The organism is Streptomyces spinosisporus (assembly GCF_022698145.1).
Classification (GTDB): domain Bacteria; phylum Actinomycetota; class Actinomycetes; order Streptomycetales; family Streptomycetaceae; genus Streptomyces; species Streptomyces spinosisporus.
On record NZ_JALDAX010000026.1, the window covers coordinates 23,954 to 37,443 of the forward strand.

Sequence of the window (13,490 nt, forward strand, 5' to 3'; positions counted from 1 at the left end):
GGGCGCACTGCCGTGGACTGGTTCACCGCATCCGAGTACTGGTGGAGCCGGCTGGTCTTCCAGCGGGCTCTGGCCGTCCTGTACCTCGTGGCGTTCCTGGCGGCGGCCGTGCAGTTCCGGGCGCTGATCGGTGAGCGGGGGATGCTGCCGGTCCCGCGCTTCGTCGCACGGCTCCGCTTCCGGCAGGCCCCGAGCCTGTTCCAACTCCACTACTCGGACCGCTTCTTCGCGGCCTGCGCCTGGGCCGGCTGTGCGGTCTCGGTGGCGCTGATCGCCGGGGCGGACTCCCTGCTGCCCCTGTGGGCGGGCATGGTGCTGTGGTTCGTGCCCTGGGTGCTCTATCTCTCGATCGTCAACGTCGGCCAGACCTGGTACTCGTTCGGCTGGGAGTCGCTGCTCCTCGAAGTGGGCTTCCTGGCCGTCTTCCTCGGCAACGACGACGTGGCCCCGCCGGTCGTGGTTGTCTTCCTGCTGCGCTGGATCCTGTTCCGGGTGGAGTTCGGGGCGGGTCTGATCAAGATGCGCGGCGACGCGTGCTGGCGCAAGCTGACGTGCCTGGACCACCACCACGAGACCCAGCCGATGCCGGGCCCGCTGAGCTGGTTCTTCCACCATCTGCCCCGGCCCCTGCACCGGGTCGAGGTGGCCGCCAACCATGTCACCCAACTCGCCGTGCCGTTCCTCCTGTTCACCCCTCAGCCGATCGCCACGGCCGCCGCGTCACTGATGATCGTCACCCAGTTGTGGCTGGTGCTGTCGGGCAACTTCGCCTGGCTGAACTGGATCACCATCGTGCTGGCCGTCTCCGCGCTGCGGCTGCCCGGCGACGCACCGCCGGTGCCCGGTCCCCCGCTCTGGTACGAGGTCCTGGTCCTCGCGGTCGCCGTGCTGCTCCTCGACCTCAGCCACCGGCCGGTCCGCAACATGCTCTCCCGCCGCCAGGTCATGAACCGCTCCTTCGACCCCCTCCATCTGGTCAACACCTACGGCGCGTTCGGCACGGTCAGCAGGCTGCGCCACGAGGTGGTGATCGAGGGCACGCACGACGCGGTGCCGCGTGAGGACTCCGAGTGGCGGGAGTACGAGTTCAAGGGCAAGCCGGGCGATCCACGGCGCTGGCCGCGCCAGTTCGCGCCGTACCATCTGCGTCTGGACTGGCTGATGTGGTTCGCCGCGCTCTCGCCCGCCTACGCGGGCGCCTGGTTCAGCGCACTGGTCGAACGGCTCCTGGAGAACGACCGCGACACCCTGCGCCTGCTGCGCCGTTCCCCGTTCCCGCCCGACGCCCCGCCCCGCTACGTCCGCGCACGCCTCTTCCGCTACGAGTACACGAGCTGGCGTGAGCTGCGGGAGACGGGGGCGTGCTGGCGGCGGACGTATGTGCGGGAGTACCTGCCGCCCACGCGGCTGGCGGGGGTGGCGCAGAGGTCGTAGGCGCGGGGCGGGGTGGCCTACAGGTCGTAGACGCGGGTGGCCGTGGTCTCGAAGAGCAGGGTGTGTTCCGCCGGGCTGAGACCCGCCGTCAACTCCCGTGCCGCGGAAAGAACTTGACCGTAGGTCGCCCGGTCCGTGCACACCGGCCAGTCCGAGCCGAACATCAGCCGGTCCGGGCCGAAGGCCTCCAGGGCCGTTTCGGCGTACGGGCGGAGGTCGTCGACGCTCCAGGAGGCGGGGTCGGCCTCGGTGACCAGGCCGGACAGCTTGGCGGAGGTGTTGGGCAGGGCGGCGAGGGCACGGAGGTCCGACGCCCAGGGTTCCCGTGCGCCCGACGCGATCGAGGGCTTGCCCAAGTGGTCCAGGACGAAGGTCAGTTGGGGCAGGGTCGCGGCCGCCTTGGCGCCCGCGGGGAGCTGGTGCGCGAGGACGATCAGGTCGTAGACCAGGCCTGCCTCGGCGACTGCGGCGAGGCCGCGGAGCACGTCCGGGCGCAGCAGCCACCCGGGGTCGGGCTCGCCCTGCACCTGGTGGCGGATGCCCTTGAGGTACTGCCCGCCGGGGAGTTCACGCAAGCGGGCGAGTTCGTCGGCGACGTCCGGGCGGGTGAGGTCGGTCCAGCCGACCACGCCGGCGATCAACTCGTGCGCGGCGGCCAGCTGAAGGAACTCCGGGGTCTCCTCCGCGACCGTGACCGTCTGCACGAGGACGGTGCGGTCGACGCCCGCCGTCCGTGCCTCGGGGGCGAGGTCGGTGACGGCGAAGTCGCGGCGCAGCGGGCTGACTTCGGGGATCCAGTCCTGGTCGCGGACCGACAGGTCCCAGACGTGGTGGTGGGCGTCGACCGTCATGGCAGCTCCCAGACCACGGGCAGGCCGGCCGCCGCGCCCTCGTCGGAGTAGTCGTGGACCACGTCCAGCAGTTCCGCCATACGGGCCTGCCAGGCGACGTTGACCGGGAGCTGCTCCAGCTCGGCGAGCAGCCGGGCGTAGTCCTCGCACTCCAGGACGTGGAACAGGTCGGTGCCGCTGCGCCAGATGGTCCAGGAGGTGGCCCCGGAGGCGCGGATGGCCTTGGTGAGTTCCTCGGGGACCTCGCGGTGGGCGGCCTCGTACTGCGCGATGCGGTCCGCGCGGACCTTGGTGTGCAGGGCGACTCTCACGACAGCTCCTCTCTCACGACGGCTCCTCGGCGGGGACGGGGGCCTTGGGGGGCAGCAGGCCCGTGCGGTGCAGTTCCTGCCAGAACTCCTGCGGGACGGGTGCGGCGAACTGCTCGGCGCAGTCGCGTACTTCGTCCGCCGAGCGGGTGCCGACGAGGACGCTCGCGACCGCCGGATGTGCGGCGCAAAAGGCGAGGGCGGCGGCGCGCAGGGTGGTGCCGTGCCGGTCGGCGAGGGCCTTCAGGCGCAGGGCGCGCTCCAGCAACTCCGCAGGTGCCCGGCCGTAGTTGTAGGTCGCTCCCGGCTTCGGGTCGGCGAGCAGGCCGGAGTTGAAGGCACCGCCGACGACGACGGAGGTGCCGCGTTCCTGCGCTGCGGGCAGCAGCTCGGTCAGCGCCTGCTGGTCGAGCAGGGTGTAGCGGCCGGCGCACAGCACCATGTCGACGTCGGTGTCACGGACGAAACGGGTGAGCATGGCGGTCTGGTTCATGCCGGCCCCGATGGCGCCGACGACGCCTTCCGAGCGGAGCTTCTCCAGGGCCGGGTAGGCCTCGCGGAAGGCCTGTTCGGCGTGGTCGTCGGGGTCGTGGAGGTAGACGGCGTCGACGCGGTCGAGGCCGAGCCGTTCGAGGCTGGCCTCCAGGGAGCGGCGTACGCCGTCGGCGCTGAAGTCCCAGACGCGGCGGTGGGTCGCGGGCACGGCGAAGCCGTTCGCGAGGTCGTCGCCGCCCGCGTCGGTCGGCTCCAGGAGGCGGCCGACCTTGGTGGAGAGGGTGTACGCGCCGCGGGGGTGTTCGCGCAGGGCGGCGCCCAGGCGCCGTTCGGACAGGCCGAGGCCGTAGTGCGGCGCGGTGTCGAAGTACCGCATCCCCGCCGACCAGGCCGCGGCGATCGCCTCGTGGGCCTGCTCGTCGCTCACCTCGGTGTACAGACCGCCGATGCCGGCGCCGCCGAAGGCCAGCGGTCCGACCTCGACGCCGCTGCGACCCAGCGCCGTCACTGGCCCACCGGCCGCAGGCGCAGTCCCTGCATGCCGCCGTCGACGGCGAGGGAGGTGCCGGTGGTGGCTCCGGACAGTGGACCGGCCAAGTAGGCGATGGCGGCCGCGACTTCATCGGCCGCGACGAGGCGGCCGGTGGGCTGGCGGGCCTCCAGGGCGGCGCGTTCGGCGGCGGGGTCGGGGGCCTTGGACAGCAGGCGCCCGACCCACGGGGTGTCCACCGTGCCGGGGTTGACGCAGTTGACGCGGATGCCCTCGCGGACGTGGTCGGCGGCCATGGCGAGGGTCAGGGAGTACACGGCGCCCTTGGTCGCGCTGTAGAGGGCCCGCTGCGGCAGACCTGCGGTGGCGGCGATGGAGCAGGTGTTGACGATCGCCGCGTGCCGGGATGCGCGCAGGTGCGGGAGCGCGGCGCGGGCCACGCGCACCATGCCGACCACGTTGACGTCGAGGACCCGGTGCCATTCGGCGTCGTCGTTGTCCTCGACGGTGCCCTGGGCGCCGATGCCCGCGTTGTTGACCAGTACGTCGAGTCCGCCGAGCTCGGCGACCGCAGCGGCCACCGCCTCGCGTACGGACGCGTCGTCGGTGACATCGGCGCGGTGGGCGAGCAGCGGCTTGCCGACCGAGGAGGGGTCGAGGTCGAGGACGGCCACCTGAGCGCCGCGGCCGGCGAGGAGTTCCGCCGTGGCCCGTCCGATGCCGGAGGCGCCGCCCGTCACCAGAGCCTTGAGCCCCTCGAAGTCCGTCATGCCGCCCGTCCCTTCTTCTGGTCGTTCTTGTCGTGCTTCCGGTCGAGGTCGGCGGCCCAGAAGGCGCCGTCCGGGAAGGAGTACCGCGCGATCGACTCCGGGTGCATGGCGGCCGAGAAGCCCGGCGCGGTGGGTGCCGTGTAGTGACCCTCCCGGATCACCACCGGGTCGAGGAAGTGGTCGTGCAGATGGTCGACGTATTCGATGACGCGGTCCTCGGTGGTGCCGGAGAGGGCCACGTAGTCGAACATCGACAGGTGCTGGACGAGTTCGCACAGGCCGACGCCGCCGGCGTGCGGGCAGACGGGCACGCCGAACTTGGCGGCGAGCAGCAGGATCGCGAGGTTCTCGTTGACGCCGCCGACGCGGGCCGCGTCGATCTGGACGATGTCGAGGGCGCCCGCCTGCAGCAGCTGCTTGAAGACGACGCGGTTCTGCACGTGTTCGCCGGTCGCCACTTTGACCGGTGCGACCGCCTTGCGGATGGCGGCGTGCCCGAGGACGTCGTCGGGGCTGGTGGGCTCCTCGATCCAGTACGGGTCGAACTCGGCCAGCGCCCTGGTCCAGCGGACGGCCTCGTCGACGTCCCAGCGCTGGTTCGCGTCGATCGCCAGGCGGATGTCCGGGCCGATCACCGAGCGGGCGACCCGGCAGCGCCGTACGTCGTCCTGAAGGTCCGCGCCCACCTTGAGCTTGATCTGTGTGAAGCCGTCGGCGACCGCCTGCGCGGCGAGCCGGGTGAGCTTCTCGTCGCTGTAGCCGAGCCAGCCGGCGGACGTCGTGTAGGCCGGATAGCCGCACTCCAGCAGCCGGGAGGTCCGCTCGGCGGCGCCCTGCCGGCCGCGCCGCAGGAGGTCCAGCGCCTCCTCGGGGGTGAGCGCGTCCGTGAGATACCGGAAGTCGATCTGCTCGACCAGCCATGCGGGATCGGCCTCGGCGAGCAGCCGCCACAGGGGGGTGCCGGCGCGCCGGGCGGCCAGGTCCCACACGGCGTTCGTGACCGCGCCGATCGCCATGTGCATCACGCCCTTCTCGGGCCCCAGCCAGCGCAGTTGGCTGTCCCCGATCAGATCGCGGTAGACCGCGCCCGGGTTGGCGCACACCTCGTCGACGGACCGTCCGACCACATGGTGGCGCAGCGCGTGGATCGCGGCGACCTGGACCTCGTTGCCCCGCCCGATGGTGAAGGTCAGGCCGTGCCCCTGTGGCCCGTCCCCGCCCTCCTCACTGCCCGTGCGCAGCACCACGTACGCGGCCGAGTAGTCGGGGTCCGGATTCATCGCGTCGGAGCCGTCGAGCTCGCGCGAGGTCGGGAAGCGGATGTCGTGCGTCTCGAGCGCGGTGATGCGCCAGGAGGGGTCGGGCGTCGGGGACACGGATGGCCTTTCGGTCGGGGGCAGGTCGGGCGGACGTCAGTCCTGCGCGCGGCCCGTCGTCACGCGGGCGATCATGAGGGCGACCAGGATGATTCCGCCGTAGATGGCCTGGATCCAGAAGGACGGCACCTGGGCGAGGGTGAGCAGGTTCTGTACGACGCCGAGCAGGAGTACGCCGGTGAGGGCGCCGAACATGGTGCCCTTGCCGCCGTCGAGGCTGATGCCGCCGATGACCGCGGCCGCGAAGACGGTGAAGATCATGTTCTGGCCCTGGTTGGCGCTGATCGCGCCCACGTACCCGGTCTGCATGATGCCGCCGACCGAGGCGAGCACACCGGCGACGACGAACACGCCGAGCATCACGCGCTCGACCCGGATACCGGCCGCGCGGGCCGCCTCCGCGTTGCCGCCGATGGCGTACAGGGCGCGTCCGACGCGGTGGTAGCGCAGGACCAGGCCCGCCACGGCGAACGCCACGGCGGCCAGCCACACCGACATCGGGACGGTCAGGAAGGTGCTGGTGGCCAGGGTGTAGAAGCTGTCGGGCATGCCGAACAGGGTCTTGCCCTTGGTCGCGCCGACCAGCAGTCCGCGCAGGACGATCAGCATCGCGAGCGTCACGATGAACGCGTTGAGCTTGAGCTTGACGACCAGGATGCCGTTGAAGGCGCCGACCGCCCCGCCCACCAGGAGAACCGCGAACAGGGCGAGCCCGGCGGGGAGTTCGGTGCCCCAGCCGGACTGCGCTGCGGGCAGCACCAGCAGCGCTCCGACGGCGGGCGCGATGCCGACGACCGACTCCAGGGACAGGTCGAACTTGCCGGTGATCAGCACCAGGGACTCGGCGAGCACGACCATGGCGAGCGCGGCGGAGGCGCCCAGGATCGAGATCAGGTTGCGCTCGGTGAGGAACGAGTCGTTGACCACCGCGCCGAGCACCATCAGCAGCAACAGGGCGGGTACGAGGGCCAGTTCGCGGGCCCGGCGCAGCAGCACCGTCCTGGCGGACCGCGCGGCGGGGACCTTCGGCGGCGCGAGCGGCTCGGCCGCCTTGGTGTCAGCCATGGTCAATTCCTTCGATGGAGGCGATCAGCTCGTGGTCGCGCCAGCCCGCCGCGTGCTCGGCGACGACGCGGCCGTGGAAGAGGACGAGGACGCGGTCGCAGCGGCGCAGGTCGTCGAGTTCGTCGGAGACGACCAGGACGGCGGTGCCGTCCTCGCGGGCGCTGTCGACGCGGGCGAGCAGTGACTCCTTGGACTTCACGTCGACGCCCGCGGTGGGGTTGATCAGGACGAGCAGCCGTGGGTCGGAGGCGAGGGCGCGGGCCATGACGACCTTCTGCGCGTTGCCGCCGGACAGATCGGAGACGGGCTGTTCGGGGCCCTCGGTGTGGATGTCGAGGCGGTCGATCAGCTCGGCGGCGAAGCCGCGTTTGCGGTCGGTGCCGATGAAGCCGTAGCGGCCGAGCCGGTCGAGCACGCTCATGGTGGTGTTGTCGCCGATGGTCATGCCGGCCACCAGGCCCTGGTCGTGCCGGTCGCGCGGGACGCAGCCGACACCGGCCTTCAGGGCTGCCTGCACCGAGCCGAACGGCAGCCGCCGGCCGTCGAGTTGGGCGGTCCCGCCGGTCGGCGTGCGCAGTCCCGCGAGGGCCTCCGCCAGCTCGATCTTGCCGCTGGCGCTGGAGCCGGCGAGTCCGACGACCTCGCCGCGCCGGACGGTGAGGTCGACGTTGTCGTACGCCTCCGAGGTGAGTCCGCGGGCGTCGAGCAGGACGGGCGCGCTCTCGTCCACGATCCTTTCCTGTACGCCCTGTTCGGCGAGGGTCTCGATGGACTCTCCCGCCATGGCCTCGATCAGTGCCGTCCTCGGCAGCTCGGCGACCGGGGCGGTGGTGATCCAGCGGGCGTCGCGCAGCACGGTGACGGTCTGGCAGACCTCGTAGACCTCCTGGAGGTGGTGCGAGATGAACAGGAAGGTGACGCCGGAGTCCTGGAGGCCGCGCATGCGGTCGAAGAGCCGCTCGATCTCGCGGTTGTCGAGCTGGGCGGTGGGCTCGTCGAGGATGATGAAGCGGGCGCCGAAGCTCAACGCCCGTGCGATCTCCACCATTTGGCGGTCCTCGACCTTGAGGTCGGCGGTGCGCGCCTCGGGATCGACGCGTACGTCCCAGGTGTCGAGGAGCTCGGCCGCCTCGGCCTTCAGCCGGCGCCAGCTGATGAAGCCGCGGTGCTGCGGCTGGCGGTTGATGAAGAGGTTCTCCGCGACCGTCAACTCCGGTACGACCGTGGGGTGTTGATAGACGCAGGCGACCTTGCGGCGCCAGGCGTCCCGGTCGGCGAGCGCGGGCGCGGGCTCGCCGTCGAAGCGGACGGTGCCCTCGTCGGGGGCCTGGAGGCCGGTCAGGACGTTGACCAGGGTCGACTTTCCGGCGCCGTTGCGGCCGACGAGCGCGTGGGACTCGCCGGCCAGCACGGTGAGCCGGCCGTCCGCGAGGGCGGTGACCGGACCGTAGCGCTTGACGACGCCCCGCGCCTCGACGAGGGGCACGGCCGGGCTTTCCTGGGTGCTCATTTGACCGTGTTGCCCCAGAGCTCGGGGTCGTCGACGTTCTTCTTGGTGACCAGCGGGGCGGGCAGCTGGTCCTCCAGGATGCCGCTGGGCAGTTTGACGATCGTGGAGTCGTGGTCGGTCGGTCCCGGCTTGAAGGTCTTACCGGCCATGGCCGCCTTGATGTAGTACATGCCGTACTTGGCGTAGGCGTCGGCGGGCTGCGAGACGGTCGCGTCGATCTGGCCCTTGCGGATGGCGTCGAACTCCTGCGGGATGCCGTCGTTGGAGACGATGACGATGTGGCCCTTCTGGCCCGCCGCCTTGAGCAGGTGCTTGGACTTGAGGGTCTGCAGGGTCGGGGCGAGGTAGACACCGCCGGCCTGCATGTAGATGCCCTTGATGTCGGGGTTGGCGTTCAGCAGGGTGTCGAGCTTCGAGGCGGCCGTGTCGGACTCCCACTTGGCGGGGATCTCCAGGACCTTGAGCTTCGGGTACTTCTTCTTCACGCAGGAGCGGAACGCCTCGGAGCGGTCGCGGCCGTTGACGGAGGCCAGGTCGCCCATGATCTGCACGACCTTGCCGCTGGTGACGTGCTCTCCGAGGTAGTCGCAGGCCTTGGTGCCGTAGGCGACGTTGTCGGCGCGCACGACCATGGCGACCTTGCCCTTGTCGGGGGCCACGTCGACGGCGACCACGGGCACGCCCTTGCGCTCGGCCTGGTCCAGGCCCGCCTCGATGGCGGCGCTGTCCAGCGGGGCGACGACCAGCCCCTTCACGCCCTGGTTCAGCTGGTTGTTGATGTCGGTGATCTGCTGCGAGGGGTCGCTGTTGGAGTTGACGGTCTTGAGCGCGTCGACGCCTTCGGACTTCGCCATCTTCGGCACGTAGTCGTTGTACGACTGCCAGAACGGCGAGGTCAGCAGGGGCAGGATCACTCCGACCTTGCCGTCGCCGCCGCCTCCCCCGGCACTGGCGGAGCCCCCGGTGTCCTTGGTGCTGCCGCACGCGGTGAGAGCGAGCGAGGCGCAGGCCGCGATGGCCACCACGCCGACGATGTTGGACCTGTTCCGTTTCCGCACTGTCCTGCCGGGCATCTTGGCGGCTCCTCGTTGAGCGGTGTCGAGCAGATGACGGCATACTTATCAGACCACTTCCCCGATACAACACCCCCGCACACCATATTTTGTGGCTTTGAAGCGGTAGTGGTCCGACCACTCTGCTGGCTAGACTGCGGCGGACCCGGTGACTGGAGGCGTGGCGTGGACGAGACAGCTCCGCAGAAGGGCACCGTGACGCAGCGGGCCATGGAACACATCAAGGCGATGATCGCGGAGGGCCGCCTGGAGCCCGGCCAGCGGCTGCCCACCGAGCGTGACCTCGCCGCCCAGCTGGGCCTGTCGCGCAGCTCGATGCGCGAGGCGATCCGCGCGCTGACGGTGCTCGGCGTCCTGGAGGCCCGGCACGGCTCCGGGATCTATGTGACCCAGTTGGAGGCCGGCGACCTGCTGGAGACCTTCGGCGTGGTCGCCGACCTGTCCCGGGGCCCGCGTCTGGTGGAGCTGCTGGAGGTGCGGCGCATCCTGGAGTCCACGGCGACCGCGCTGGCGGCGGCCCGCATCGGCGCCGACCAGCTCGCCGAGGTGGAGAAGCACCTCACGGCGATGAACGCGACCGACGACCCCGAGGAGATCCTCGCCCACGACCTCGCCTTCCACCGCGAGATCGCAGCCGCCGCGGGCAACGACACCATGGCGGCCATCCTGGAGGGCCTGTCCTCGCGCACCTTCCGCGCCCGCGTCTGGCGCGGCTACGAGGAGGAGGGCGCCTTCGACCGCACCCGCCGCGAACACGCGGCCATCCATCGCGCATTGGTCGCCCACGACCCGGAGGCCGCGCGCGCGGCGGCGGCCGCGCATGTCGGCGAGGTGGAGGAGTGGTTGAGGACGCAACTGGGGGCATGAGCCAACTGAGCTTCTGGGAGCGGGAGTTGACGGTTCGTGAGCGCGCCCGACGGTAAGGGGATGCCGCCTGCTCCTGGCGGCCCCCCCTTCCATCGCGTTCCCGACCCCGCGGGTCAGCCCCTGGCCAGCCTGAGCGTGACCAGTTCGAAGGGGCGCAGGGACAGCGTGACGGCGTCGCCGTCCCGCTCCGGGGCGGCCGCGTCGGTGAGCGGGCGCTCCAGCAGGTCGGTCACCGTCGCCCCGGCGAGCGGGAAATGGGCCGTGAGCGTGGCCCTCGTCCGGGCGCCGTGCGCCTCGTGGAAGCGGACGACCACATCGCCGCTTCCGTCGTCGGCCAGCTTGACGGCCGTGATCACGACCCCGTCCCGGTCGACGCCCACCAGCGGTGCCACGTCCTGCGCGCCGGTCACCCGGCGCTCGGGCAGATTGATCCGCCAGCCCTCGCGCACCGCGTCCCCGATGCCCGCGCCCGGCACCAGCGCATGTCGGAAGCGGTGGACGCCCTGGTCCGTCTCGGGGTCCGGGAAACGCGGGGCACGCAACAGGGACGCCCGGACGGTCGTGGTCGTGCCGCGGTCACCGTCGGTGCGGACGGCGCGGGTCACGTCGTGGCCGTACGTCGAGTCGTTGACGATCGCCACGCCCCAGCCGGGCTCCTCGACGTGCACGAAGCGGTGGTTGCAGGCCTCGAACTTGGCCGCCTCCCATGAGGTGTTGGAGTGCGTGGGCCGGTAGAAGTGCCCGAACTGGGTCTCCGACGCGTACCGTTCGGCGTGCACGTCGAGCGGGAAGGCCAGCTTCAGGAACTTCTCCGTCTCGTGCCAGTCCACCTCCGTGTCCAGCACCAGCCGCCGCTCGCCCGGCGGCAGGGACAGCACCTGGGTGACGCGCGAGGCGCCGAAGGACCGTACGACCCGCACCGATGCGCCGTCCTCGCCGGCGCTCACCTCGTCGGCGTCCGTGAGGTCGGTGACCGTGTTGCGGTAGAACTCGTCGACGTCCCAGGCGTCCCACATGTTCGGGAAGTCCGGGTGCAGCTGGAGCATGCCCGCCGCCCGGCCCGGCGCGACGGTCTCCCGGTCCGCCTCGATGTCGTAGGCCGACACGACGAGTCCACGGGCGTCGATCTCGATCCGCAGCAGGCCGTTGTCCAGGACGTGGCCGCCGCCCTCGCGTGCGGAGAGCGCCGTGTGTCCGCTGACGGCGGGCGTACCGGCGCCGCCCGCCGGGACGCCGTCGCGGCCGTGCGGAGCGGAGTTGAACACGAACTCCGTCGATCCCTCGCCGGCCAGGGCGCGTTGGGCCGCCTCGATGATGGCGGTCAGGTCCTCGGCGAGCCGTGCGTAGGTGGCGCGGGCCTCGCGGTGCACCCAGGCGATGGAGGAACCGGGCAGGATGTCGTGGAACTGGTGCAGCAGCACCGTCTTCCAGATCCGGTCCAAGTCCTCGTAGGGATAAGGAAATCCGGTGCGTACGGCGGCGGTCGCCGCCCACAGTTCGGCCTCACGCAGCAGGTGTTCGCTGCGGCGGTTGCCCTGCTTCGTACCGGCCTGGCTGGTGAGGGTGGCGCGGTGGAGTTCGAGGTACAACTCGCCGACCCAGACGGGGGGTTCGGGGTATTCGGCCTCGGCCTTGGCGAAGAACTGCGCCGGGGTCTCCCAGACGACGCTCGCCGAGCCTTCGAGGTCGCGCAGCCTCGCCGCCTTGGCGACCATCTCACGCGTCGTGCCGCCGCCTCCGTCGCCCCAGCCCGTGGGGGCCAGGGAGTGGCGGGCCACGCCCTTGTCCTTGAAGTTGCGGGCCGCGTGGGCGATCTCGCTGCCCTTCATCGAGCAGTTGTACGTGTCGACGGGCGGGAAGTGGGTGAAGATCCGGGTGCCGTCGATGCCCTCCCAGTTGAAGGTGTGGTGCGGGAACTTGTTCGTCTGGGACCACGAGATCTTCTGGGTGAGCAGCCGGGTGGAACCGGCCGCGCGGATGATCTGCGGCAGGCCCGCGGCGAAGCCGAAGGTGTCGGGCAGCCACGCCTCGTCGTTCTCGATGCCGAACTCGTCGAGGAAGAACCGCTTGCCGTGCACGAACTGACGGGCCATCGCCTCCGAGCCGGGCATGTTGGTGTCCGACTCCACCCACATGCCACCGGCCGGCACGAACCGTCCGTCGGCCACCGCCTTCTTCACCCGCGCCCACACCTCGGGCCGATGCTCCTTGACCCACGCCCACTGCTGGGCCTGCGACATGGCGAAGACGAAGTCCGGCTCGTCCTCCAGCAGCGCGGTCATGTTGGAGGTCGTACGGGCCACCTTGCGCACCGTCTCCCGCAGCGGCCACAGCCAGGCCGAGTCGATGTGCGCGTGGCCGACGGCGCTGATGCGGTGGGCGGAGGAGACGGCCGGGGCGGCCAGGACCCCGGCCAGCCGCGCCCGGGCAGCCTCGGCCGTGCCGCCGACGTCCTGGAGGTCGAGCGCGTCGAGCGCCTTCTCCACCGCTCGTACGATGTCGTGGCGGCGCGCCGAGTCCACCGGCAGTTCGGCCATCAGCTCGCCGAGCACCTCCAGGTCGATCACCAGCTGCCACACCGTCTCGTCGAGGACGGCGAGGTCCATCCGGGCGAGGGTGTACTGCGGTTCGCTGCCCGCGGTCTCCTTGTCGCCCAACTGCGTGGGCAGGAAGGGGTGGTAGTCGAGGATGACGGGGTTGGAGGCGGCCTCGACATGCAGGCGCACCTCTTCCCCGCCGGCGACCGGGGCGCCGATGCGCACCCACTGGTTGCGGGGGTTGAGGCCCTTCACCGGGGTGCCGTCGGGCCGGTAGACCAGGCCCTCGCACTGGAAGCCGGGCATGTTCTCGTCGAAGCCGAGGTCCAGGACGGCCTCGACCGTCTTCCCGGCCCAACTCTCGGGGACCGTTCCGGTGACGCGGAACCAGCTGGTGCCCCAGGGGGCGCCCCAGCGGGCGCCCACCTGTATCGGCTCGGGTTCGGCGGCGAGACCCTCGGCGACCGGGACCGGTTCGCCGGGCGCGTGCCAGACCGCCACGTCCAGCGGGACGGACTCGGGGTACACGGCGGGGCGGATGCGTTCGTCGAGGACGCGCTTGAGACGGGCTTCGACCAGGCTGCGGTCGTCATGCATGCGGGGTGCTCCAAGGCCGGGGGGTACGGATTGCGGGTGGTACCGGGTGCGGGTCGCGGTGACGGGGTCCGACGAGGTGTACAGCTCCCCCACGACGGGCGCTTCCAACCGTGCCCG

11 protein-coding genes are annotated in these 13,490 nt (G+C 71.2%); 2 read left to right on the plus strand and 9 right to left on the minus strand.

Annotation, left to right across the window (positions count from 1 at the left end; genetic code table 11):
• Positions 1-12 precede the first annotated feature (12 nt).
• Positions 13-1,434, plus strand: a complete 1,422-nt coding sequence (locus MQN93_RS40110) for a lipase maturation factor family protein (RefSeq protein ID WP_242713374.1) — start codon at positions 13-15, stop codon at positions 1,432-1,434.
• Positions 1,435-1,451: 17 nt separating this feature from the next.
• Here the strand turns inward: MQN93_RS40110 and MQN93_RS40115 are convergent, their stop codons facing one another.
• Genes MQN93_RS40115 through MQN93_RS40150 form a run of 8 tightly spaced genes read right to left on the minus strand, consistent with a single transcriptional unit; the run spans position 1,452 to position 9,372 of the window.
• Positions 1,452-2,285, minus strand: coding sequence for an amidohydrolase family protein (locus tag MQN93_RS40115; RefSeq protein ID WP_242713375.1), 834 nt, complete (start codon positions 2,283-2,285; stop codon positions 1,452-1,454).
• A complete protein-coding gene (locus MQN93_RS40120) occupies positions 2,282-2,596 on the minus strand; it encodes an L-rhamnose mutarotase (RefSeq protein ID WP_016431094.1) in 315 nt (104 codons plus the stop codon). Before MQN93_RS40120 ends, MQN93_RS40115 begins: the two co-directional genes overlap by 4 nt.
• Positions 2,597-2,609: 13 nt before the next feature.
• A complete protein-coding gene (locus tag MQN93_RS40125; RefSeq protein ID WP_242713376.1) occupies positions 2,610-3,596 on the minus strand; it encodes an aldo/keto reductase in 987 nt (328 codons plus the stop codon).
• Positions 3,593-4,348 (minus strand): SDR family NAD(P)-dependent oxidoreductase, encoded by a 756-nt coding sequence (locus MQN93_RS40130; RefSeq protein ID WP_242713377.1) that lies wholly within the window; start codon positions 4,346-4,348, stop codon positions 3,593-3,595. The genes MQN93_RS40125 and MQN93_RS40130 overlap by 4 nt, the downstream gene beginning before the upstream one ends.
• Positions 4,345-5,724: an L-fuconate dehydratase gene (locus MQN93_RS40135; RefSeq protein ID WP_242713378.1), complete on the minus strand. Its 1,380-nt coding sequence runs from the start codon at positions 5,722-5,724 to the stop codon at positions 4,345-4,347. Before MQN93_RS40135 ends, MQN93_RS40130 begins: the two co-directional genes overlap by 4 nt.
• A gap of 36 nt (positions 5,725-5,760) precedes the next feature.
• The gene (locus tag MQN93_RS40140) at positions 5,761-6,789 is read right to left on the minus strand and encodes an ABC transporter permease (protein WP_016431098.1); all 1,029 of its coding nucleotides are present in this window, start codon (positions 6,787-6,789) and stop codon (positions 5,761-5,763) included.
• Positions 6,782-8,299: a sugar ABC transporter ATP-binding protein gene (locus MQN93_RS40145; RefSeq protein WP_016431099.1), complete on the minus strand. Its 1,518-nt coding sequence runs from the start codon at positions 8,297-8,299 to the stop codon at positions 6,782-6,784. The genes MQN93_RS40140 and MQN93_RS40145 overlap by 8 nt, the downstream gene beginning before the upstream one ends.
• Entirely contained in the window at positions 8,296-9,372 is a 1,077-nt protein-coding gene (locus tag MQN93_RS40150) for a sugar ABC transporter substrate-binding protein (protein WP_016431100.1), read from the minus strand. Before MQN93_RS40150 ends, MQN93_RS40145 begins: the two co-directional genes overlap by 4 nt.
• A gap of 165 nt (positions 9,373-9,537) precedes the next feature.
• Between MQN93_RS40150 and MQN93_RS40155 the strand changes: the two genes are divergently transcribed.
• On the plus strand, positions 9,538-10,239 hold the full coding sequence (locus MQN93_RS40155; protein ID WP_242713379.1) for a FadR/GntR family transcriptional regulator: 702 nt from the start codon (positions 9,538-9,540) through the stop codon (positions 10,237-10,239).
• 113 nt (positions 10,240-10,352) lie between these two features.
• Here the strand turns inward: MQN93_RS40155 and MQN93_RS40160 are convergent, their stop codons facing one another.
• Complete coding sequence (locus MQN93_RS40160; RefSeq protein WP_242713380.1) at positions 10,353-13,373, minus strand: alpha-mannosidase; 3,021 nt, start codon at positions 13,371-13,373, stop codon at positions 10,353-10,355.
• Between the last annotated feature and the right edge of the window lie 117 nt (positions 13,374-13,490).

Bases quoted from the DNA above. Each gene is read 5' to 3' on its own strand.
- MQN93_RS40115 (WP_242713375.1), bottom strand. From the start codon at position 2,285: ATGACGGTCGACGCCCACCACCACGTCTGGGACCTGTCGGTCCGCGAC.
- MQN93_RS40130 (WP_242713377.1), bottom strand. From the start codon at position 4,348: ATGACGGACTTCGAGGGGCTCAAGGCTCTGGTGACGGGCGGCGCCTCC.
- MQN93_RS40140 (WP_016431098.1), bottom strand. From the start codon at position 6,789: ATGGCTGACACCAAGGCGGCCGAGCCGCTCGCGCCGCCGAAGGTCCCC.
- MQN93_RS40145 (WP_016431099.1), bottom strand. From the start codon at position 8,299: ATGAGCACCCAGGAAAGCCCGGCCGTGCCCCTCGTCGAGGCGCGGGGC.
- MQN93_RS40150 (WP_016431100.1), bottom strand. From the start codon at position 9,372: ATGCCCGGCAGGACAGTGCGGAAACGGAACAGGTCCAACATCGTCGGC.
- MQN93_RS40160 (WP_242713380.1), bottom strand. From the start codon at position 13,373: ATGCATGACGACCGCAGCCTGGTCGAAGCCCGTCTCAAGCGCGTCCTC.